The organism is Chryseobacterium sp. JV558 (assembly GCF_033712365.1).
Lineage (GTDB): Bacteria > Bacteroidota > Bacteroidia > Flavobacteriales > Weeksellaceae > Chryseobacterium.
Genome location: NZ_WJHU01000001.1, coordinates 1,214,106 through 1,236,588, shown reverse-complemented (window position 1 = coordinate 1,236,588; position 22,483 = coordinate 1,214,106). Strand labels below are relative to the sequence as shown.

General features: G+C 37.2%; 21 protein-coding genes and 1 riboswitch. Of the genes, 14 read left to right on the top strand and 7 right to left on the bottom strand.

Annotated features, from left to right (window positions below; genetic code table 11):
- Positions 1 to 121: 121 nt before the first annotated feature.
- Positions 122 to 667 (bottom strand): peptidoglycan-binding protein LysM, encoded by a 546-nt coding sequence (locus GFU89_RS05725; protein ID WP_223599653.1) that lies wholly within the window; start codon positions 665 to 667, stop codon positions 122 to 124.
- Positions 668 to 862: 195 nt separating this feature from the next.
- Complete coding sequence (locus tag GFU89_RS05720; RefSeq protein WP_318846233.1) at positions 863 to 1,405, bottom strand: peptidoglycan-binding protein LysM; 543 nt, start codon at positions 1,403 to 1,405, stop codon at positions 863 to 865.
- A gap of 445 nt (positions 1,406 to 1,850) precedes the next feature.
- Here GFU89_RS05720 and GFU89_RS05715 point away from each other — a divergent pair, with 445 nt between their 5' ends.
- Entirely contained in the window at positions 1,851 to 4,814 is a 2,964-nt protein-coding gene (locus GFU89_RS05715) for a response regulator (protein ID WP_318846232.1), read from the top strand.
- Between the two features lie 53 nt (positions 4,815 to 4,867).
- On the opposite strand, the gene GFU89_RS05710 is transcribed toward GFU89_RS05715, so the two are convergent.
- The 4 genes from GFU89_RS05710 to GFU89_RS05695 all read right to left on the bottom strand — a co-directional run bounded on the left by GFU89_RS05710 (position 4,868) and on the right by GFU89_RS05695 (position 8,070).
- Positions 4,868 to 6,409 carry a DHA2 family efflux MFS transporter permease subunit gene (locus tag GFU89_RS05710; protein WP_318846231.1) on the bottom strand — a complete coding sequence of 514 codons (1,542 nt, stop codon included), beginning with the start codon at positions 6,407 to 6,409 and terminating at the stop codon, positions 4,868 to 4,870.
- Positions 6,410 to 6,503: 94 nt separating this feature from the next.
- Positions 6,504 to 7,223 (bottom strand): hypothetical protein, encoded by a 720-nt coding sequence (locus tag GFU89_RS05705; RefSeq protein ID WP_318846230.1) that lies wholly within the window; start codon positions 7,221 to 7,223, stop codon positions 6,504 to 6,506.
- A 529-nt stretch (positions 7,224 to 7,752) separates the two neighbouring features.
- Positions 7,753 to 7,899 (bottom strand): bacteriocin-like protein, encoded by a 147-nt coding sequence (locus tag GFU89_RS05700; protein WP_318846229.1) that lies wholly within the window; start codon positions 7,897 to 7,899, stop codon positions 7,753 to 7,755.
- Between the two features lie 27 nt (positions 7,900 to 7,926).
- On the bottom strand, positions 7,927 to 8,070 hold the full coding sequence (locus GFU89_RS05695) for a bacteriocin-like protein (protein WP_002980068.1): 144 nt from the start codon (positions 8,068 to 8,070) through the stop codon (positions 7,927 to 7,929).
- Positions 8,071 to 8,364: 294 nt separating this feature from the next.
- Here GFU89_RS05695 and GFU89_RS05690 point away from each other — a divergent pair, with 294 nt between their 5' ends.
- The 4 genes from GFU89_RS05690 to GFU89_RS05675 all read left to right on the top strand — a co-directional run bounded on the left by GFU89_RS05690 (position 8,365) and on the right by GFU89_RS05675 (position 10,921).
- Positions 8,365 to 9,237, top strand: a complete 873-nt coding sequence (locus GFU89_RS05690) for an alpha/beta hydrolase (RefSeq protein ID WP_318846228.1) — start codon at positions 8,365 to 8,367, stop codon at positions 9,235 to 9,237.
- A 34-nt stretch (positions 9,238 to 9,271) separates the two neighbouring features.
- Positions 9,272 to 9,865: a dihydrofolate reductase family protein gene (locus GFU89_RS05685; protein ID WP_318846227.1), complete on the top strand. Its 594-nt coding sequence runs from the start codon at positions 9,272 to 9,274 to the stop codon at positions 9,863 to 9,865.
- Positions 9,866 to 9,910: 45 nt separating this feature from the next.
- A complete protein-coding gene (locus tag GFU89_RS05680) occupies positions 9,911 to 10,279 on the top strand; it encodes a hypothetical protein (protein WP_318846226.1) in 369 nt (122 codons plus the stop codon).
- Positions 10,280 to 10,378: 99 nt separating this feature from the next.
- Positions 10,379 to 10,921, top strand: coding sequence for a hypothetical protein (locus tag GFU89_RS05675; protein WP_318846225.1), 543 nt, complete (start codon positions 10,379 to 10,381; stop codon positions 10,919 to 10,921).
- A gap of 2 nt (positions 10,922 to 10,923) precedes the next feature.
- Here GFU89_RS05675 and GFU89_RS05670 read toward each other — a convergent pair whose 3' ends face one another.
- Positions 10,924 to 11,064 carry a hypothetical protein gene (locus GFU89_RS05670; protein WP_318846224.1) on the bottom strand — a complete coding sequence of 47 codons (141 nt, stop codon included), beginning with the start codon at positions 11,062 to 11,064 and terminating at the stop codon, positions 10,924 to 10,926.
- A gap of 76 nt (positions 11,065 to 11,140) precedes the next feature.
- On the opposite strand from GFU89_RS05670, the gene GFU89_RS05665 reads away from it, so the two are divergent.
- The 9 genes from GFU89_RS05665 to GFU89_RS05625 all read left to right on the top strand — a co-directional run bounded on the left by GFU89_RS05665 (position 11,141) and on the right by GFU89_RS05625 (position 22,464).
- On the top strand, positions 11,141 to 11,881 hold the full coding sequence (locus GFU89_RS05665; RefSeq protein WP_318846223.1) for a hypothetical protein: 741 nt from the start codon (positions 11,141 to 11,143) through the stop codon (positions 11,879 to 11,881).
- A gap of 68 nt (positions 11,882 to 11,949) precedes the next feature.
- Positions 11,950 to 12,972 carry a sensor histidine kinase gene (locus tag GFU89_RS05660; protein WP_318846222.1) on the top strand — a complete coding sequence of 341 codons (1,023 nt, stop codon included), beginning with the start codon at positions 11,950 to 11,952 and terminating at the stop codon, positions 12,970 to 12,972.
- A 3-nt stretch (positions 12,973 to 12,975) separates the two neighbouring features.
- Positions 12,976 to 13,743 (top strand): LytTR family DNA-binding domain-containing protein, encoded by a 768-nt coding sequence (locus GFU89_RS05655; RefSeq protein WP_318846221.1) that lies wholly within the window; start codon positions 12,976 to 12,978, stop codon positions 13,741 to 13,743.
- Positions 13,744 to 14,094: 351 nt separating this feature from the next.
- Positions 14,095 to 14,286: riboswitch (cobalamin riboswitch) on the top strand.
- Positions 14,287 to 14,738: 452 nt separating this feature from the next.
- Positions 14,739 to 15,635: a methylisocitrate lyase gene (prpB, locus tag GFU89_RS05650; RefSeq protein WP_318846220.1), complete on the top strand. Its 897-nt coding sequence runs from the start codon at positions 14,739 to 14,741 to the stop codon at positions 15,633 to 15,635.
- Positions 15,636 to 15,637: 2 nt separating this feature from the next.
- Positions 15,638 to 16,792, top strand: coding sequence for a 2-methylcitrate synthase (prpC, locus tag GFU89_RS05645; RefSeq protein WP_318846219.1), 1,155 nt, complete (start codon positions 15,638 to 15,640; stop codon positions 16,790 to 16,792).
- A gap of 74 nt (positions 16,793 to 16,866) precedes the next feature.
- Positions 16,867 to 18,318: a bifunctional 2-methylcitrate dehydratase/aconitate hydratase gene (locus tag GFU89_RS05640; protein ID WP_318846218.1), complete on the top strand. Its 1,452-nt coding sequence runs from the start codon at positions 16,867 to 16,869 to the stop codon at positions 18,316 to 18,318.
- 106 nt (positions 18,319 to 18,424) lie between these two features.
- Positions 18,425 to 19,921: a CoA-acylating methylmalonate-semialdehyde dehydrogenase gene (locus GFU89_RS05635; RefSeq protein WP_318846217.1), complete on the top strand. Its 1,497-nt coding sequence runs from the start codon at positions 18,425 to 18,427 to the stop codon at positions 19,919 to 19,921.
- Positions 19,922 to 20,018: 97 nt separating this feature from the next.
- Entirely contained in the window at positions 20,019 to 21,179 is a 1,161-nt protein-coding gene (locus GFU89_RS05630; protein ID WP_318846216.1) for an acyl-CoA dehydrogenase family protein, read from the top strand.
- A gap of 187 nt (positions 21,180 to 21,366) precedes the next feature.
- Positions 21,367 to 22,464 carry an enoyl-CoA hydratase/isomerase family protein gene (locus GFU89_RS05625; RefSeq protein WP_318846215.1) on the top strand — a complete coding sequence of 366 codons (1,098 nt, stop codon included), beginning with the start codon at positions 21,367 to 21,369 and terminating at the stop codon, positions 22,462 to 22,464.
- Positions 22,465 to 22,483 lie beyond the last annotated feature (19 nt).

Here is a 22,483-nt window from a genome sequence, read left to right as displayed (position 1 = left end):
TGTAGTGGAAAATGGAAGTTCATGTAGTAAAATCACTACAGCATTACTCATGTGGTTTAAATAGAAAAACCCTCAGTACCTGGAAAGTTCTGAGGGCATATATAATTGATGTGTTTTTTTATTATAAAGCAGTGGCAGTATACGTTACTGTTTGTGTATAAGTTCCGGCTGGTTTACCTAAAATATCAGAAGATGATGATTTTGCCGCTGGAATAGTGTAATCCAGATTCAGTGTTAAGGCACTTCCAAGAGGGGCGTTTGATACTAAAGTTTGATCAGTTGCAGATAAAACTACAGCGCTTTTTGTTCCACCCATAGTTCCGGCAGCTGTAGCTGCTTTGATAGTCAAAACATTTACAGGAATTAAGTTCGTTCCATTCATAAAGTTAGCACCTCCTGCTTTTACTTTAACATTAAAGTTCTTTGTAGAAGTAACTTTTAAAGAGTTGGCTTTAGTAATCGTCTGATCAGAGTTATAATCAGCTGCAGTAGCATAGTTAAAGTCAACCGTGTTACCAATTGCAGTACTTCCTGCGTCGATAGAGATTACATCGTTCAGGGTAATGTTTACTGTTGTGGTTGCAGTAGTATTTTGAGCTTGAACATTATTAGTTCCTAATATGATTGCTCCAAAAGTTAAGGCTGTGATTACAATTTGTTTTGTCATGATAGCAGTATTTTATTTTTATTTAATTGTTCTCTTTTGTATACTGCAAATCTACAGCAGCGATAAAAGTTTCTTTGTAGTGGAAAACGGAAGTTCGTGTAGTAAAATCACTACAGCATTACTCATGTGGTTTAAATAGAAAAACCCTCAATACTAAGTATTGAGGGTTTTTCTATTTAAAAAATTGGTATTTACTTACAATGCAGTGGCAGTATAAGTTATTTTTTGTGTGTAAGTTCCCTGTGGTTTCCCCAGAAGTACCTTAGATGCATTTTCCGCCGAAATAGAGTAGGCAATATTTAAAGACTGTTTAGTACCTAAACTTGCATTACTCACCAACACCTGATCAGTTGTAGATAAAGTGACCTCATTCAGGGTTCCTACCAGACTTCCCCCTGGTATTGCTTTTACCTGTAATATATCTACAGGAATTACGTTTGCGCCACTTACAAAGTGTGCACCTTCAGATTTTACCTTTATATCAAAATTTTTGGAGGAAATAATGACTAAACTATTGGGAACGGTCACATTTTTTGATGAATTATAGTCTTTTGTGCTCCCATAATTAAAATCTACAGCACCTTCTGAAGCAACAGAGCCAATGTCCATTGCAATAACGTCCGATAAAATAATATTTACTGATGTACTCACCTGCTCTGAATTTTGTGCCATAACCCGGTGGGTTCCTAAGGCGATTGCTCCCAGAGAAAGCGCAACGATAAAGATTTGCTTTTTCATGATTAATAAATTTAGTGAGGTGTAATAATGTTGTCATTTAGACTCATTATAAATCTAATAACATTATCTGACATGACAAAGCCTTCATTGTTATTAATTAATCAATATGACGGTTTCGATAATAATGGATGAGCTGTTATCAAGTAATTTTTTATTTCACAGAATGCTTCATTATAGTTTTAGGTAAAAGCTCCTGAATCAAATTAACTAGAATAAGAAAAGAGATGAAGCTCATTTAACTTTTTGTGTTTTGATTCCGAATTTTTGAAAGGCAAGAAAAACAATCAGGAAACCATACAAAATAAACTTTTATAATTTTAGCAACTCCATCTTTAAACGACTTAAATTGATTCATTTTCCAATATCTGCTGACAAATTTCTAAATTAATTTGTAAATATTATAAAATGATCTATTTTTAGTATTTTATTACAAAAATACTATTCAATGCCGAAAAAAATTATAAGAAATCTTCAGATAGGAGTAGTGATTTCTTTGATGCTTCTGATTGCTAGTTCCATAGCATCTTATATAAGCATACATAAGCAAATGGAGAATAGGAAAGACTTCTTGGAAAGTAAGGAATCTATAAGCTTAGCAAAAGATATCTTAAATACTCTTTTAGATGCTGAAACGAGCAATCGGGGATATCAGCTTACCGGCCGGGAAAATTTCCTTGAACCTTTCAATAAAAGTAGGAATGAATATCCGCTGTTTGTTTCTCACAAAGATAGACTTAATCTTAGAGAGAAAGATCAGATTAATATCTTAAATGAACTGCTACATACTTCAGAAATGTTGATGAAAGAATATGTCCTGCTCATTGAGAATCGTAAAAAGGGAATATTAATGAGTCCGGAAGAACTTGTACAAAACAAGGAGGCTATGGACAGATGCCGCATGCTCGTTCAGAAATTTGTAAAACTTGAGGAAGTTCAACTCGCCATAAAAAATGATGATCTGAAGAAGTCTTCGAATTGGACTGTTTTATTTATCATCTTTTCTGCTGTTGCAGCCATCGGTGTAACCCTTTTTGTTTATATACAACTAAAATCTGACCTTATCCGGCGTGGTAAGTTAGAAAACGATCTGTTTTACACTAAGGAAATGCTTGAGGAAACAGGCTCAGTAGCCCAGGTAGGAGGTTGGGAAGCCAATATGAAGACCGGGAAGATCTTCTGGTCTCAAAGTACAAGAGAAATTCACAAAATAGAAAATAATTTCCAGCCTACTTTTGAAAATGCCCTTGGATTTTACAAAGGAAAAAGCGGGGAGAGAATAAAGTATCTTCTGAACAGGGCAATACAACAAGGAATTGCTTTTGATGAGGAACTTCAGCTGTTGCGTAATGATGGCGTTACGATTTGGGTAAGAGTAAAAGGTATTCCGGAATTTGAAGGTGATATCTGCAAAAGAGTTTTCGGAATCATTCAGGACATTGATGCCTTCAAAAAAATGTTTTTGGAGGTTACCCGAAAAGAGGCTATAATGCAGTCCTTTGCCACTGATGTTCCTGTTCCTTTGGCCATGTTTGATAAAGACCTTAACTATATTGCCGTAAGCAGCAGATGGAGAGAGGAATTTAGTATGAATAATGTAGATCTTATCGGTAATAATCTTTTCACGATATCACCTAATATTCCCGAAGAAAGAAAAGAGATCTATGACAATGCGCTGTTGGGAAAAACGTACATCAACAGTGACTTTACACTCAAGGTGGAAGGAAAAGAAGAAATTCAGCATTACGACCTTAAAGTCGGACCTTGGTATCTTACAAAAGATGAAGTAGGGGGAGTAATTATTTCCATACAGAATATTACCAATGCTGTAAAGATAAATGAAGAACTGAAAAATGCCAAGGAAACAGCAGATATAGCCAGCAAAGCAAAATCCGAATTTCTGGCCAATATGAGTCATGAAATCAGAACTCCTTTAAACGGAGTTATTGGTTTTTCAGACCTTCTCCTCACGACACCGCTGAATGAAACACAGAGGCAATATCTGAATTATATCAATGAGTCAGGGGAAAACCTGCTTAGCATTATTAATGATATATTGGATTTTTCTAAAATAGAATCCGGAAAAATGGAGCTTTTGATTGAGAAATGTGATGTTTATGATATGTTAGGTCAGGTCATTAATGTTATTATTTATCAATCCCAGAAAAAAAATATCGAACTTCTTCTCAATATTGAGCCGGGTCTTCCAAAAATACTTTTTATGGATGAAGCAAGGTTAAAACAGATCTTGATTAATCTTCTGGGAAATGCTGTGAAATTCACAGAAAAGGGAGAAATAGAGCTGAAAGTAGAGAAATTGCGTATGGATGATACTACTGTTGCTCTGCGTTTCTCGGTAAGAGATACGGGGATCGGCATTCCTGTTGAGAAACAAAAGTATATTTTTAATGCCTTTACTCAGGAAAACAGTTCTATCAGTAAACGATATGGCGGTACGGGTCTAGGTCTTACGATCTCAAATAATATCCTGGGATATATGGGAAGCTATTTGTCGCTGAGCAGCGCAAAGGAAAGTGGTTCTGTATTTTTCTTTGACATTGAGCTTCCTTACGAGATATCTCAATTGAGAGAGGAGGAGGAAATAACTATTAAAACGGCCTTAGTGGTTGATGATAATGAAACCAACAGGATCATTCTTGAGCATATGCTTACCTATAAAAATATCAAATCAACTTTGGCTTCTAATGGGCTGGAGGCACTGGAGATCCTGTTGAAAGGTGATCGGTTCGATGTGATCCTGATGGATTACCATATGCCTATTATGTCCGGATTAGAAACAATAGATAAAATAACAGGGCTGTTCAACCAGCGAAAAGAGACTTCTCCATTTATAATACTTTCTTCTTCTTCTGAAGAACTGGGTATACTTACTTCAGTTAGGAAAATAGAAAATGCACATTTACTGTTGAAGCCTATCAAATCACATGATCTATATAAAACCTTAAAAAAGGTAGACCAAAGTAATGCAGTAGAAATTAGTAAGGATCAGTCTGAGAAAGTTTCGCATTTATTTGCCTCAGAATTAGAAGTGCTTTTGGTTGATGATAACCTAGTAAATATGGTCCTGAATAATAGAATAATGAAGTCTCTTGCTCCCAGTATACATCTAACGGAAGCTGTTAATGGGCTGCAGGCTTTGGAAGAATGCAGGAAAAAGCAGTTTTCCATTATCATGATGGATGTACAGATGCCGATAATGAGTGGTATTGAGGCAACACAAAATATTAGAATGCTGCCGGGATATGAACACATACCTATCATAGGCGTTACAGCGGGAAATGTGCTTGGTGAAAAAGAAAAGTGCCTTGAAGCCGGAATGAATGACTTTCTTCCCAAACCTATACGGCAGGCAGACCTTCTTGAAGTACTCAAAAAATATATTAGTGTTTAGTACTTATGAAAAAATGGAGATGGATTTCTTTTGTTAATATTTAAAATATATTTTTAATGATCTGCTGATGCTATAATTACCTTTTTATTACCTTTCTTGATAGAGAAAAACAGCAGCAGTGGTAAACATAGAACGAATGCTGCCCCAATAAGAAGATAAGCATCAATATAGCTTAAGATGAAAGCCTGCTTTTGTACTATCATGTCCATGAGGCTGATGGCTCTGTGCTGGGCATCCTGCAACCCGAAACCTTTACTTTGAAAGAGTTGTGTATAATTGTTCAGTCTTTCCGTTACCAGATTGTTGGTAGGGGTGATGTTTGAAACCAGGTCTGTTCTGTGCTCTGCCATTCTTCTGATAATAAACGTATTGATAATAGAAATCCCGAAAGAGCCGCCAAGCTGTCTCATCATATTATTGATGGCTGTTCCCTGGGGTATATCTTCGGGTTTCAATGAAGAAATTGCAAGGGTGGAAAGCGGAACTGTTAATAAGGCCATCCCCATTGCCCGGAAAATTAAATTAACAGAAATTATTGCGAAGGATACATCTAAACTGACCTGAGACATAGACCAGTTGAAATAGATAAAGCAACAGAAGCCAATCAATACAATAAGCGCAGGCGGTACCCCTTTCTGCAGTATACGTCCCGTAATGATCAGAGCGAATACCGCAATAATAGAACCCGGCAGCAGCATCAGACCTGCCATAGAAGGGGTAAATTGTAAAAGACGCTGAGCAAGTACCGGTGTAAGATAAATGGAAGTAAACATTCCCATTCCGGTAATGAAAGTGAGCAAAGCGGAAATACTCAGTGAAGGAGATTGTAAAATAGATAGCTTAACAACCGGATGCGCTGTAGTAAGCTCCCTGTATACAAACAGAATAATTGAAAAGAAAGCAGTAATAGTAAGTGCCGTAATATATCGGGTTTCAAACCAATCCTCAGTTTCTCCACGCTCCAGAATGGTCTGCAAAGAGCCTACACCAACAATTAACAGGGTGATGCCAATCCAGTCAATTTCTTTTACCTTTTTCCTTGTGGGAGATTCCGGTAATAAACGGTAGCAGATAATAGCGGTAATGATCCCGATAGGAATATTTATATAAAATATCCAGGACCAGGAATAATTGTCAATGATATTGCCGCCCAGTGTAGGGCCTATCGTTGGTCCTATAAAAACACCGATACCAAATAAAGCACTTGCTATATTTTGCTTCTCTTTCGGAAAGCATTCATAAACAACGGTTGCAGATACAGAAAGTAATGCACCGCCTCCAATGCCCTGTAAAAACCGAAAAGCTACTAATTCCCATATGCTGGTTGCATTGCCACACATAAAAGAGCATAATGTAAAAAGAATGAGAGAGCCGATATAATAATTTCTGCGTCCCAGATTATTGACAAGAAATCCGGTCATCGGGATGATGATAACATTGGCGATACCATATGAAGTGACAACCCAGGAAGTATCTTCCAGCGTTGCTCCCAGACTTCCGCTCATATGATTAATAGCTACATTGACGATTGATGTGTCTATCAGTTCCATTATTGCAGCTGATATAACGGTGATGATCAGGAGTATTCGGTTCATTCCTTATTGTTTTGCTTATTTCTTAATTCTGAATATACCGATCGGTATTTTTTATACTCAAAAAAATTATTTTAAATGATGACTATAATGTGAATTACTTAAGAATGATTTCACTTAAATTCACAACTACCAGAACCGGTTCAGGCTGAAGAGCTGTATTATCTTCGTTACGGATAAATACTTGTCTTTTGGTAGGAAACTGTATACCCTGTACTTCTGTGTAATCATACAGATAATGTGCGCTGGCAACATTTTCGGAAATTTCTACATTGTAATCATGTCTTCGTATAAGTCCGGTTTTATCTATATAAAATGTCTGAATTCGGCTGTGGCTAGCAATAGATTCTGGGAAAATTACCTGCAGTCTGCGGAAAGTTTCACCATTTTCTTCCCAAGGCTCAATTTCTGTGACTTCAAAGCCGGGATTGGCAAAACAAAACGGTGCATTGATATAAGTCCATATAGCATAACTTGCAAAATAAAACGCCTGCAGCTTCGTCCAGGGCGTTTCCCTTTTATGATTTGAAAATGATTGTCTTGGATTTGAAAGTTCTTCAATAATTTCACCATTTTCTGATAAAGCAGCTACATGATCGGTTTCAAATGATGTTTTCCAATCCGCAAGGGCCGGGCGGAAAGATACAAACTGTTTCTGGGTATCCACTGACACAAAAGTATCACTGATAAGCCCCGGTTGCTGCTTCCGGATCCAGGTGAGTCCATCTACTTTTAGATGAGCTGATATATTTTCAAACCTGTTCCAGTTCTCGAGACCGCCATGAGCTTCAATTGTAAATTCTAATAAACTGTTCATAAAATTCTTTTTATTGTTTTATATTTCAGAAGTAATGTTGTTTAGGTTTTTGAAACCACAAAAGTTTTAAAGACACCTGCGAAATTTATTTTAGTTGCTACGGTTAGTATTGTTTTCATTTGTATTGATTAAAGTATACCAATCGGTATATTGTTGTTTAAAAAAATATGTTTTTCAGCATTCACTTCATTTATATATCAGTTAGTATTGATATTCTTTATATCTTAAATTTGAAAAACTTTTACAGTTGCAAAGATATAAAATAAATATACCGATCGGTATATTTATTTGAATTTTTCTGCAATATTATATTTTCTGCTATTGGGCTAATCTTGTGTTATAAAAATTGATCACCATTAAAGAGAAAAGAGAGTTTTTCTTTTCTGCAATATTTTCTTTTATATCCGGTTTTAAGTCAGAACCTTAGGCAAATAGTATGTGAACAACGAAGTAAGAAAAAGAGACCATACAAACAATAAAAACCTGCAACTCATAGGAATTGCAGGCTTTATTTTGGAGAATACAGTGTTTAGCTTAATATCTCACATGGTACTATACAAATCACCCACGGACATCTCTTGATTCCCGGAGGTGGGCAGCATGCTTCGGAACAGCTCAATGCTCCGCCATTAATATTCTTCAACTGATCTCTTGAAATTTTTTTAGAATTTTTCATAGTCAAGTAATTGAATTAAACTAAAAATTAAGGTTGGTTTCCACCACCACATCCGTCATAGGGCATACATTGCCATTTTCCGCCGATTAAACAAAGCTGTCCTCCTCTGCAGTCAATGCCACCCTTAATTGTTTTCAATTCCTGTCTTTCGATTTTCTTTAAATTTTTCATAATAATAATAATAATATAGGTTTAGTTCTATTCGAAATTAATCAATTTTTATCAACTGTTGTAGAATTATCATGAAAATATTTATTTTCAATAAGTTTATATTTGAATATTTTCCTTTGAATTTTCTATAATTAAGTAAAATGTAATGTATGTAAAGCAGGCTGAATTGACTTTGATAGAGGAATGCACAGAGAATTGATGTCTTTTGAATAAAATCTTGTCTTGTGACAAGTTGGATTTCATAATGACTTGCTAATTTTGGTTACAAGTTTAATCACCAAATCCGATACTATTATGAAAAGTTTATTCAAATTCTCCACCGCATTGAAATCATTACTGATTTTAACTGTTATCGTTATCACATCCCAGGTATATGGGCAAAAAGTAAAACCTTCTGAAAGTGGCTATGCACCTGCTAATGGCATAAAAGTTTATTACGAAGTCTATGGTAAAGGCCAGCCCATTGTATTACTGCATGGCGCTTTCATGACTATTGATACCAATTGGGGACAGCTGATCCCCGAACTGTCAAAAAACAGGAAAGTTATCGCTGTTGAATTGCAGGGACACGGACATACACCGTTTTCAGAAAGGAAATTATCTCATGCTGTTTTAGCTAGTGATGTTACAAAAGTAATGGACTATCTGAAAATTGATAAAGCAGATGTTGCAGGATACAGTTTTGGAGGAGAAGTAGCTTATCAATTGGCTATACAAAGCCCGGAAAGACTGAACAAACTGGTAATTATTTCATCAACATATAAAACTAACGGCTGGCTGCCTGAAGTAAATAAAGCCCTTGAAGGGATGAAACCTGAACTTTTTACAAACAGCCCTATGCATACTGCCTACAACGCCGTAGCACCAGATAAAACAAAATGGACCAAGTTTCTGGAGCAGATGATTGCTTCTGCCGGACAGCCATTCGATCTGGGTGATGATAATATTGCTAAAATTTCGGCACCAGTTTTAATTATTGCGGGTGACAATGATGGATTGGATAAAACCGAGTTATCAAAAACCTATAAATTATTGGGAGGTGATACTTTTGCAGATATGGGCCCAATGCCTAAATCTCAATTGGCCGTTGCTCCGGGACAAACCCATGTCAGCCTGATGATGCAGACAGCAACCATTCTGAATTATCTGAACGGCTTTTTAAAATAATGAGATACACTATCATTTCATAAAATTAAATATAATGAGAAAAATAACGGTCTTATCAATGATTACAATGGATGGTGTCATGCAGGCACCAGGTGGTCCTGAAGAAGATACATCCAGAAACTTTCAATATGGCGGATGGACTGTATCTTATGGTGATGAACTTTTCGGTGAAATCATGCAGGAGGAAATGAAACAGACTGATTATCTTCTGGGGAGAAAAACATTCGATATCTTTTCATCGTATTGGCCTCAACATGCTGAATTTTGGCCGGGAATCAACGAAGGAAATAAATATGTGCTGTCTCAAACCATTGAAAATTCAGATTGGAAGAATACCTTTTTTTTCAAAAACCTGGATGATATCCGGAAACTTAAGCAATCAGAAGGGGCTGATATTCAGATTTGGGGCAGCAGTGAACTTATTCATCTGCTGCTGAAACATGATCTTGTAGATGAACTTCGCTTGAAAATTTATCCGTTGATTCTTGGGAAAGGAAAAAAACTGTTTGATGATAATTCGGTTCCGGCCGCTTTTGCCCTGACAGAAAGCCATGTGACATCAAAAGGAGTTATTATAGCCAATTACAAACGTTCCGGGGAGATTGTGACAGGCAACATTGAACTGTAAATGAGTATCTTTTTAATTTTATTTTACAATTATTAAACTTACAATATGAATACGAAATTTGAAGCAGGAATAAATATTGCCATAAAAATTCCTAAAAATAAATATGAAGAAACGGTAGTCTTTTATAGAGACATCTTAAAGTTAAATGTTGAAGAAAAACCGATTAATAATCCAACTGTTTCCAGAACCCATGAGGTCAAATTCGGGAATAATATCATCTGGCTGGACTGTGTAGATAATTATACCCATTCCGAAACCTGGCTGCAGCTTACCGTTCCTGATGTAGAAGAAGCTACAGAATATCTGCAATCGAACGGAGTAGAAACCTGTGACGAAATTGAAGAGCTTCCTGAAAATATGCACTGGATTACAGATCCTGCTGGTACCGTGTTCAATCTACAAGAAAGAAAATAATAACAGACAGAAAGACAATGTAGAAAATTGCTCAAAATGCGGTTTTAATCAAAATTTTAATACCTTTAACCTTCAAATCATTAAAATTTTAAATAATCCATGAAGAAGAAACCACCAACTTTCATCTTAATTATCTTTTTTCAACTGGTAAGTATCACAGCATTTTCACAGAAAACAGCTGTTCTAAACCCTTTATTAGATAAAAATTCAGAATTTATTTTTCCACAGACTCCCGATAAGATCTCAAAAGCATTGAACATGAAACCTGTGTTTTATGAAGATGCCAATGAAGAAAAATATGCGAAATGGCCTACAAAAACAGGATTGGAACTGTATTGCAGCCTGGGAAAAAGTAATGCTGTTAATGAGATGTTCTTTATCATTTCAGACAATAAACCCGTAGTGGTAGAAGGGCTTCCATTTGGTCTTATCATGAATAAAAGTACGCTGCAGGACAGCAAAACGAAGTTCAGTAAGTACAATGCTAAAACGCAGAAGCTAGGTTCTGACAGTGAATTTCCAGGAGGTTCAAAACTGATTTTTAAGAAAGGAAAACATTATGCAACCTTGTTTTTTGACAATAAAAATCTGCTAAAATCTTTAGCACTTACCACAGAACTGGTTGATCCGGCTGCCAATTAATTTCAACAGCTTTCAAATACTATAAAATCCGTCATTTTTTGGCGGATTTTTTCAATGTATTGAATGAAATCCGGCTGAGTAAAATGATCTATTTCATTCGTTCGTAAAAATCCTCCATTCGTTTCTTTATTTCCTGAGTTCATTGTTTTCTGATTGAATTGCAGATGCAGATAGAATAGCTTTGACTTATCAAAACAGAAACAATTAAGATTATAAGCTATGAACAGAGAATTAATTTTTTTAAGAACATTTGCTTTTGCAGCAGTCATTGGAATTGTATTTTTAACAGCTTCAGCTTTCAAAACAGACGGGCATGAGAAATTTTCCGAGATTGATGTTGAAAGAATCAATATCGTTGAAAAAGATGGTACTGTGAAGATGATCATTACCAATGTAGGAAAATTTCCCAATGGAGAAGATAAAATAAATGGAAGTCCGACCAATAAAACAAGAAAAAAACGCTCAGGCATGCTTTTCTTCAATGAAGACGGAATAGAATGTGGTGGCTTTATTTATGATGGACAGAAAAATAAAAACGGCCACAGCTCGGGATTATCTCTGACGTATGATCAGTATGACGGAGATCAGGTAATGCAGCTTTTGACTCAGGATTATAAGAAAGGAGATAAAAGAGTAGTGGCGAGCGGACTTTATTTCAATGACCGTCCATCAAAAGAATCACAAATAAAAACCGGAGAAATCTTTGCAGAACTGGACCAGATAAAAGATCAGGGAGCTGCCCGGAAAAAATATAAAGAATATGAACAGCAGGGACTGATTGGAGGAGCACCAAGAATGATGCTTGGAAAAACCAAAGATGAACAGAACGGATTGTTCTTATTTGACAGTAAAGGCCAGCCGCGAGCCAGATTCTGTGTAGATAAAAATAACGAAGCAAAACTGGATTTCTTAGACGATAAAGGAAACGTTACCGCATCATTCCCCGAAAAGAAAAAATAATAGAACAAAGAAACAGCCCTGTAAAAATATAGGGCTATTTTTGCAAAAAATGACCATTCATAAAGCCGATGAAAACCATCTTAAAACGGATTAATCAAAACAGGTATTTTCTTCTGTTTATACTTTTGTTTGCGTATGTACAGTCTATCCATACCCGGATAGGAATAAGAAGAACTTTAGACTGGTATATTTTTACTCCGGAAGCCGCCGTTGTCACGCTCATTAGTGCCTGTATCCTGTTTTTTGTGATTGATTTTTTCATTAAAAACTGGCAGAAGTCAGTAACATTCAGCATCGCGGAAATTCTTAAAATATTCAGTTCTTCACTGTTGACATACCTTGTGGTGATGAAGATAATAGGCTTTTTGATTGCTTTTGCTTTTGGAAAGATTGAGAAAAATTTTAATCAGGAAGTTGTTATTCTCTCCACTTTTTCGGATTTAATCGGAGGCTTTATTTATGGAAGTTTTTATCTGGCATACCGTTACTACAAGAAGAATACAGACTATCAGAAACAGCTTGCCCTTTATGATCATGCGTTGTCTGAAAGTAAAATTAATCAGTTGAAAGCCCAGCTTAATCCTCATTTTTTGTTCAATAATCTCAATATTCTGGACCAACTCATAGAAGAGGATAAGCGAAAAGCTTCCGACTTTCTCAATGAATTTGCAGAGATATACCGCTATGTTTTAGATGTTTCCGATAAAAAATTAGTAGCTCTGGAAGAAGAATTTTCTTTTGCAGAGAAATATTTTAATCTGATACAATATAAATACGGAAATGCCTATTCATTAAAAATAAATCATATAAAATCATCAGGAAATATCATCCCTTTGTCATTACAGTTGCTGCTGGAAAATGCCGTTCAGCATAATCTTGGAACTCCTGACCATCCTGTTTCGGTCACCATAAATCTGGATCAGACAATAACCGTTTCCAATAATGTGATACCTAAGCGTAACAGTAAAAAAACTTCCGGAAGAGCGTTGAACAATCTTAAAGAACAATATGCGTTATTAAGCGACCAACAGGTAGAAATATCAAAATCAGAAATCGGATTTGCTGTAAAACTTCCTATAATTCCAGTATAAAATATGATAAAAGTTATAATTATCGAGGACGAAATCCCTGCCAGAAACAAGTTAAAACGTTTTATCAGCGAATTAAAAGAACCGGTTGAGATTGCTGCAGAGATTGATACCATAGAAGAAGCTGTTGCCTTTTTAAGAAAATCAACAGTAGACCTGATCTTTTCTGATATAGAATTATTGGATGGAAATGCCTTTGAAATCTACGATCAGGTGAGTGTTTCAAGTCCGATAATCTTCACAACAGCTTACGATCAGTTCTGGATGAATGCTTTTGAAAGTAACGGCATAGAATATCTTTTAAAACCTTTTTCACAAGAGCGTTTCCAAAAAGCCTGGGACAAATTTCTTTTATTGAGAAACTCTGCTTCAGAACAGAATGAGGTTTTGATAAAGCTTCAGCAAATGCTTAATAACGGTCATACAGAGAAAAAATATAAAAAAAGATTTACAGTCTCCTCACACCATGGAATTTACTTTGTCAATACTGAAGATATCACTTTTTTTGAAGCAGAAGAGGGAATTGTCTTTGCTTTCGATACCACAGGAAAGAAACATTTGCTGAATGAATCTACACTAAAAGAAATTGAAAATCAGCTCAATCCTTCAGATTTTTTCAGAATTAACCGCAGTGAAATTGTTCAGAAAATACATGTTGAAAGAATAGAACGTTACAATAAAAATACGCTGTCTATCCAAATAAAAGGACAGAAAATCCATCTGATGGCAAGCCAAAGCAACACAGCTTCTTTCAGAAAATGGATTGAAGAATAGGGATTAAAATTTTTCACTAAAAATGATATAAAAAAGATCATTTAATATCAAAAGATAAGCATTCACAATTCTTAAAAAAACAGTTAAAAAAAGCACTTCAGTTTCAGGTTGAAAAACAATAACAAGTAGGCCGTTTCTTTGAACTTGTTTAATTTTTTCACGGCATATCTTAAGAATTTAGTAACAAAAAACAAACAGAATCATCTAAATTACAATGTCTGTTGAATAAAAAATGAATTTTTAATAATAACAAAATCAACAGGTTATGGTTAAATAATTATTGTTTGCATAAAATATCTTTCATGTTTTTATAAAATACCTATATTTACCACCAAGGAGTTCTTAACATCTTCTTTATCAACCGAAACTGGTTACACTTAGCTGTGTCTTAAAAGGGAATCGTGTGCAAATCACGAACTGTCGCGCAACTGTAAGTAACATCAAGGTTTTTATCAAAAAAGGTCCACTGTATGCCTCGTTATATGGGAAGGACGATAAAAACTGTTACAAGTCAGGAGACCTGCCTATTTCGAATTGACGATGCTTTCGCGGTATGAAGCTTATAGTCAGGTATGATACGATATGGATAACAGTGGGATCAATATATTTTGTCAGCTCGTGTTATTTTGTGATGCAGATAAGTAGCGGGGCAGTATGCTCTTTCATTATCGTGTATTCATCGTATTTTCCTTTTCCATATTTTTCTTTTCCACAGGCATTGTGAAGTGTATCAGGAACTTTTTATGAGGATTTAATCAATATAAAAAGTTAAAAAATGTACCCATTCGATTTCGGTTATTCATGCAGGAGCAGCAGACTTGGAAATAAACAGGTTTGCAGGGAGGTAATGGTGCATAATTCCAAGTTACAAAAGACGAATAGAACAGTCCTGTTTCCTTTTGATTTCCTTTTTACCACATCATGGAATGGTGGCTATTATTGCGCCTATTCATGGTCTTCTGTAAACAAAATTCAACTAAACAATAAATATTATAATGACTACAAGTGAAAGTTTGAAGTCTCCTGGTATGAAATTTCGGGAGGCCATGCGAAAAGAAAGTCCCCTTCAGATTGTTGGTACTATTAATGCCAATCATGCATTGCTAGCACAGCAGGCTGGGTTCAATGCAATTTATCTTTCAGGAGGCGGTGTTGCTGCAGGCTCTCTGGGTATTCCGGATTTAGGAATTACTACGCTGGAAGATGTATTGATTGATGTTCAGCGTATCACGAATGTTTGCGATGTACCATTGATGGTAGATGTTGATACCGGATTTGGACCTTCAGCATTTAATGTGGCAAGAACCGTAAAGTCACTGATTAAAGCCGGAGCTGCTGCTTTGCATATTGAAGATCAGGTAGGTGCAAAACGTTGTGGACACCGCCCGGGAAAGGAAGTGGTAACCAAAGAAGAAATGGTTGACAGGCTGAAAGCTGCTGCAGATGCCCGTACCGATGAGAATTTTGTAATAGGTGCCCGTACCGATGCATTTGCTAATGAAGGATTGGAAAAAACATTGGAAAGAGCGGTTGCTTACAAAGAAGCCGGAGCAGATTTCATCTTTGCAGAAGCCGTTCCTGATTTAAGCTTTTACCAAAAGTTTGTTGAAGCTACAGGAGTTCCCGTACTGGCTAATATTACAGAATTTGGGATGATCAGAATGTACACAGTGGAAGAATTAAAAAATGCAGGCGTAGGACTGGTTCTTTATCCGCTTTCGGCTTTCCGTGCCGCCAATAAAGCGGCTCAAAATGTATACGAACACCTTCGTAAAGACGGAACACAGGCCAATGTATTAGATACCATGCAAACCAGAGAAGAACTCTATCAAAGCATTGGATACTACGACTATGAACAAAAATTAGACAACCTTTTTAAACAAAATAATTGATAATGTCAACGAATAGTGAACCCACATTTAAACCTAAAAAAAGCGTTGCGCTTTCAGGGGTAGCAGCAGGTAATACTGCGCTTTGCAGTGTCGGAAAAAGTGGAAACGATCTCCATTACAGAGGATATGATATTCTGGATCTGGCAGAAAAAACGCAATTTGAAGAAGTAGCCTACCTTTTGATCTATGGCCAGCTACCTACCGGAGCACAGTTGAAAAACTATAAAGCCAAATTAAAATCTCTGAGAGGACTGCCTCATTCTGTGAGAAATATCCTTAAGAGTATTCCTGCAGCAGCTCACCCAATGGATGTTATGCGTTCTATGGTTTCCGCTGTCGGAAGTATTCAGCCGGAAAAAGACGATCATAATATGGCGGGAGCAAGAGATATTGCAGACAAATTACTGGCATCTTTCAGCTCGGGCCTGTTATATTGGTACCACTATACCCATAATGGAAAAGAAATTGACGTAGAAACCGATGATGATACAATAGGAGGGCATTTTCTTCACCTGTTACACGGAAAGAAACCTTCAGATTCCTGGGTGAAAGCAATGGAAATCTCGTTGAACCTGTACGCAGAACATGAATTTAATGCGTCAACATTCACCAGCCGTGTGATTGCCGGTACAGGATCTGATATTTATTCTGCCATTACCGGAGCCATTGGTGCTTTGAGAGGACCTAAACATGGTGGAGCTAATGAAGTAGCTTTTGAAATCCAAAGCCGTTATCATTCTCCGGATGAAGCAGAAAGTGACATTCGCCAGCGTATTGCGAACAAAGAAGTGATTATCGGATTTGGACACCCGGTGTATACCATTTCAGACCCAAGAAATGTCGTGATCAAAAAGGTAGCTAAAGAACTTTCCGAGGAAGCAGGAGATATGCTGCTGTATACTATTGCTGAAAAGCTTGAAACTGTAATGTGGGAAGAAAAGAAAATGTTCCCGAATCTGGATTGGTTCTCCGCTGTTTCTTATCACTTGATGGGAGTTCCTACCCTGATGTTTACTCCGTTATTTGTCATTTCAAGAGTTACAGGCTGGAGTGCCCACATTATAGAACAGAGACAGGATGGGAAGATTATCCGCCCAAGTGCCAACTATACAGGACCCGAAAACAAAGAATTTGTGTCCATCAACGACAGGAAATAATGGAAATATCAATAGTTCATTTTCAATTTTCCGCTCTTAACTTTTAATTAATTAAAATTTTTCAACAATAAAAAATGAGTTCACACATCTCAAACGAAAGACCACAACCCGATCAGGTATTAACAGACATTGCAGACTATGTCTTAAACTACGAAATTAAAAATGACTTAGCATGGAAGACCGCTCATTATTGTCTTCTGGATACGATCGGCTGTGGTCTGGAAGCATTGACTTACCCCGCATGTACAAAACTTTTAGGACCTGTGGTAAAAGGGACAGTAGTTCCTAACGGAGCAAAAGTTCCGGGTACCCAATTCCAGCTGGATCCTATTCAGGCAGCGTTCAATATCGGAGCGATCATCCGCTGGCTGGATTTCAATGATACATGGCTGGCAGCAGAATGGGGACATCCATCTGATAACCTTGGAGGGATTTTAGCGACTGCAGACTGGTTATCCAGAACCAATATCGCAGAAGGAAAAGCTCCTTTAAAAATGAAGCAGGTATTGGAAGCCATGATTATGGCTCACGAAATTCAGGGCGTAATGGCATTGGAAAACTCTTTCAACAAAGTAGGACTGGACCATGTTTTATTGGTAAAGCTGGCTTCTACAGCAGTGGTAGGAAAGCTGATCGGGTTAAACCGTGATGAAATCATCAATGCCGTATCACTGGCTTTTGTGGACGGACAGTCTTTAAGAACATACCGCCACGCTCCCAATACAGGTTCCCGTAAATCATGGGCTGCAGGAGATGCTACATCAAGAGCGGTACGTCTTGCCCTGATTGCAAAAACGGGAGAAATGGGCTATCCATCTGTATTGACGGCAAAAACATGGGGATTCTATGATGTTTCTTTCAAAGGGAATGAATTCAAATTCCAGAGAGAATACAGTTCTTACGTAATGGAAAACGTACTCTTTAAAATTTCCTTCCCTGCAGAATTTCACTCGCAGACTGCAGTAGAAGCTGCAATGACATTACATGCAACTTTAAGAGGCCTTGGGAAAACAACAGATGATATCAAAAAAATTACCATTCGTACTCACGAAGCAGCTATTAGAATTATCGATAAAAAAGGACCGTTAAATAATCCTGCTGACCGCGACCACTGCATCCAATATATGGTGGCTGTACCATTGATTCACGGAAGATTGACAGCTGCTGATTATGAAGATAACATTGCTTCCGACCCAAGAATTGATGTACTTCGTGATAAAATTGAATGTGTGGAAGATGTTCAGTTTACTACAGATTATCACGATCCAGAAAAACGCTCCATTGCAAATACGGTGACAGTAGAACTTAATGACGGAACTGTTTTAGACGAAATAGTGGTAGAATATCCTATTGGTCACAAACGCAGAAGGGACGAAGGTATTCCTGAACTGATCAAGAAATATAAAGTTAATCTTGCCCGTATTTTCCCGGAAAAACAACAAAGAACAATTCTTGAAAATTCATTGGAATATGACACCTTAGTGAATCTTAACGTCAATGAATTTGTAGATCTTTTAGTCATTTAAAATCAATAAGAAAATGGAGAATTGAACAGCAAAACTTTTTTAATAAATAGTCGATGTTTTTTGAAAAATAATCAATTCTCCATTCTCAATTTTTAATTTAAAAACTATGTCACAAAAAATAAAAATATTAATCAATGGAAATTTTACAGAAAGTACAACGAAAAACTATCTTCCTGTAGAAAATCCTGCTTCCCAGGAGATCCTGGCAGAAGTTCCTCTCACGGAATTATCTGAAATAGATGAAGCTATTGAAGCCGCTGCGGAAGCCTTCAAAATATGGAAAGAAGTTGCCACTCCGGAAAGAGCAAGACTATTCCTGAAATACCAGCATCTTTTAAAAGAACATCAAAAAGAAATTGCAGAAATTCTCTCTAAGGAAAACGGAAAAACCTTTGCAGATGCTATGGGAGATGTGTGGCGAGGTATAGAAGTCGTAGAGCATGCCTGTAATATTCCGACCCTGATGATGGGGGAAACGGTAGAAAATGTAGCAAGAGGGGTAGACACCTACAGTTACATTCAGCCTCTTGGGGTCTGTGCAGGAATTACGCCTTTCAACTTCCCGGCCATGATTCCTTTGTGGATGTTTCCTATGGCAATAGCATGTGGTAATACCTTTATTTTGAAACCTTCTGAGCAGACTCCTATGACCTCTATGAAAATGGCAGAGCTGTTTTTGGAGGCAGGTTTCCCTAAAGGTGTTTTAAATATTGTTCATGGTACCAAAGATCAGGTAAATCATATTTTGAATCACGCTGACATCAGGGCTATTTCATTTGTAGGCTCTGTACCGGTTGCAGAACATGTTTACCGAACCGGAACCGATAATCTGAAAAGAGTTCAGGCTTTTGGCGGTGCCAAAAATCATATGGTGGTCATGCCGGATGCCAATAAAAATCAGGTAATCAATAATCTGGTGGGAGCTTCCTGTGGTGCTGCCGGCCAGCGTTGTATGGCGATCAGTGTTGCCGTATTGGTAGGAGAGGCACAAAACTGGGTAGAAGATATTAAAACTGCTTTAAGTACAATCAAACCAGGAGTTTGGTCTGATGAATCTGCTGCATTTGGTCCATTGATCAATCAGCAATCCAAAGATAAAGTGTTAAGATTGATTAAAAGTGCCTATGATCAGGGAGCCGAAGTTCTGTTGGATGGAAGCGGGTGTACCGTAGAAGGTTATGAAAACGGATATTTTGTAGGACCTACCTTATTTAATAATGTTTCTGTGGATATGGACATCTACAAAGAAGAAATTTTCGGGCCTGCATTGTTGTTATTAAAGGCAGAAAATTTAGATGAGGCGATCAGAATTATTAATGAAAATCCGTACGGAAACGGGACTTCTATTTTTACCAATTCAGGAGCTGCTGCAAGAAAATTCCAGCATGAAATTGAAGTAGGGCAGATTGGAGTTAACCTTCCGATTCCTGTTCCACTGCCGTTTTTCTCTTTTACAGGATGGCGGAAATCATTCTTTGGCGATCTGCATTCTTACGGAAAACAAGGCGTTCGTTTCTATACCGAAACCAAAACCATTACAGCCCGTTGGTTTGAAGAAGATGTGCCGGGAGGAAGTGTAAATATGACCATCAACTTAAAATAAGAGAAAGTAGATCATTGAAAATGATTGTAATGCTCAGTTATCCACTTTTATATTCAATTATTCATTCTCAATTCAAATAAATTTTCAATACAATATTATGGAGTTTAATCTAAATGAAGATCAGCTGGCATTTCAGGATGCTGCGAGAAAGTTTGCTGAAAAAGAGCTGTTTCCATATGCTTCAGAATGGGATGCTGAGAAGAAGTTTCCCAGAGAGGCTATTGGTAAGGCCGGAGAATTGGGTTTCTGCGGAGTATATACCAGTGAAGAAGGAGGAGGGCTGGGGTTATCACGGCTGGATGCTGCTATCATATTTGAAGAATTAGCAGCCGCGTGTCCTTCCACCACGGCCTATATTACCATACACAATATGGTTTCATGGATGATTGATGAGTTTGGAAGCGATGAAATCAGAAAAGAACTATGTCCGGATCTTGCATCAGGTAAACTCTTAGGTTCCTACTGTCTTACCGAACCCGGTTCAGGCTCAGATGCAGCAGGTTTGAAAACAACTGCCATAAAAAAAGGAAATAAATATCGTATTAACGGAACCAAAGCATTTATTTCCGGCGCCGGTGAAAGCGATATATTAATTGTCATGGCCCGTACAGGTGAATCTGGTACCAAAGGAATCAGTGCTTTTGTAGTACATGCCGATACTCCGGGAATCAGTTTTGGAGAAAAAGAAAAAAAATTAGGATGGAATACGCAGCCAACCCGTTTTGTATTTTTGGATCATGTAGAGGTAGATGAAAAATATCTTTTAGGTACATTAGGGGAAGGATTTAAAATAGCTCTGAAAGGATTGGACGGAGGCCGTATCAACATCGGAACCTGTTCCGTAGGAGCAGCACAGGGAGCAATTAATCAGGCTCAGCGCTATATGCATGAGCGGCAGCAGTTCGGGAAATCATTGGCCCAGTTTCAATCTCTTCAGTTTAAAATTGCAGATATGGCGACAGAATTGGTTGCAGCCCGTCAAATGGTACAGTTGGCAGCATTTAAGCTTGATTCCAAAGATCCCAATGCCACCACTTATTGTGCAATGGCCAAAAGGCTGGCTACAGATATGAGTTTCAATATATGCAATGATGCTCTTCAGATCTTAGGCGGTTATGGCTGTACACAGGATTTTCCGGTAGAAAGGCTGATGCGTGATGCCAGAGTACATCAGGTTGTAGAAGGAACTAATGAAATTATGAAACTCGTTATTTCAAGAAAGATCCTTGAAGAAGGAGCTACTTTACAAATAAGATGATAACAGATTTTTCATTACTGTAGAATCTTTGATTTTTATCTTATGTGAGCTTTTCTGCGGCATCATTTTAAACTTACTTAAGGGAATTAAAGTATTTTAAAATAAAAACTTTTGTGATTGTATAAAGTTTAGATAACTTTTAAATAATAAATTTCAATTTTCAACTCTCAATTTTTAATTAAATATCATGAGTGTAATTATAACAGAAATAAAAAATAAGGTCGGAATTATTACCCTGAATTCAGAGAAAACGCTCAATTCGCTGTCATTGGAAATGATAGAAGAACTGAAAGCCGTTTTGGAAGACTGGAAAACCTCTGATGAAGTAGCCTGTATATTCCTTCAGGGAGCTGGTGAAAAAGCATTATGTGCTGGTGGTGATGTAAGAAAATTACATGATGCTATTATTGCACAGCGTACAATAGATGACACAAAAGTTCCGCAGGATTGTTTCGACTTCTTCTCAAAAGAATACGAAGTAGATTATACCATCCATACCTACCCAAAACCTGTCATCGTCTGGGGGCACGGAATCGTCATGGGTGGCGGAATTGGTTTAATGGTGGGTGCTTCACACCGAATTGTTACCGAAAAAAGTAAGCTGGCAATGCCTGAAATTACAATTGGCCTATACCCTGATGTAGGAGGAACCTGGTTTTTGAATAAAATGCCTTCCGCTTATGGCGTTTATTTAGGATTAACAGGCGCAAGATTGGATGGTGCAGATTGTAAATTCTTAGGACTGGCAGATTATTATATAGAATCCTCTTCAAAAGAAACTATTCTGAATGCCCTTTTGCAGGCAGATTGGAACGGAGCATCTCATAAAACCGTTTCCCATATCCTGGAAAATATTTCAAAAGAGGTCATTATTCCTCAGTCTCAGGCAGCATTACATGAGCCTTTTATCAGACAGTTTGAAGGTGTAGATTCTCTGGAGGATTTCAGAAAAATATTAATCAGCCATGATGGTAAAGATGAATGGATCACTAACGGTATAAAAAGCTTTGAATCCGGATCTCCAAGTTCGGCACATATTATTTTCAGACAGCTGAAACAAGGTAAAGATTTAAGCCTTGAGGAGGTTTTTCAATCTGAACTGAATCTATCCTGCCAATGCTGCATTCACCCTGATTTCGCAGAAGGAGTAAGAGCATTATTAGTAGACAAAGATATGTCTCCGAAATGGCATCCGGCAACATGGAAAGATATTACAGAAGAATGGATCGATTCCTACTTTAAAGAACTGAAAATGGAAAATGAAAAATTGAGAATAGAGATTTAAGTATTACGCTTTGAACGCT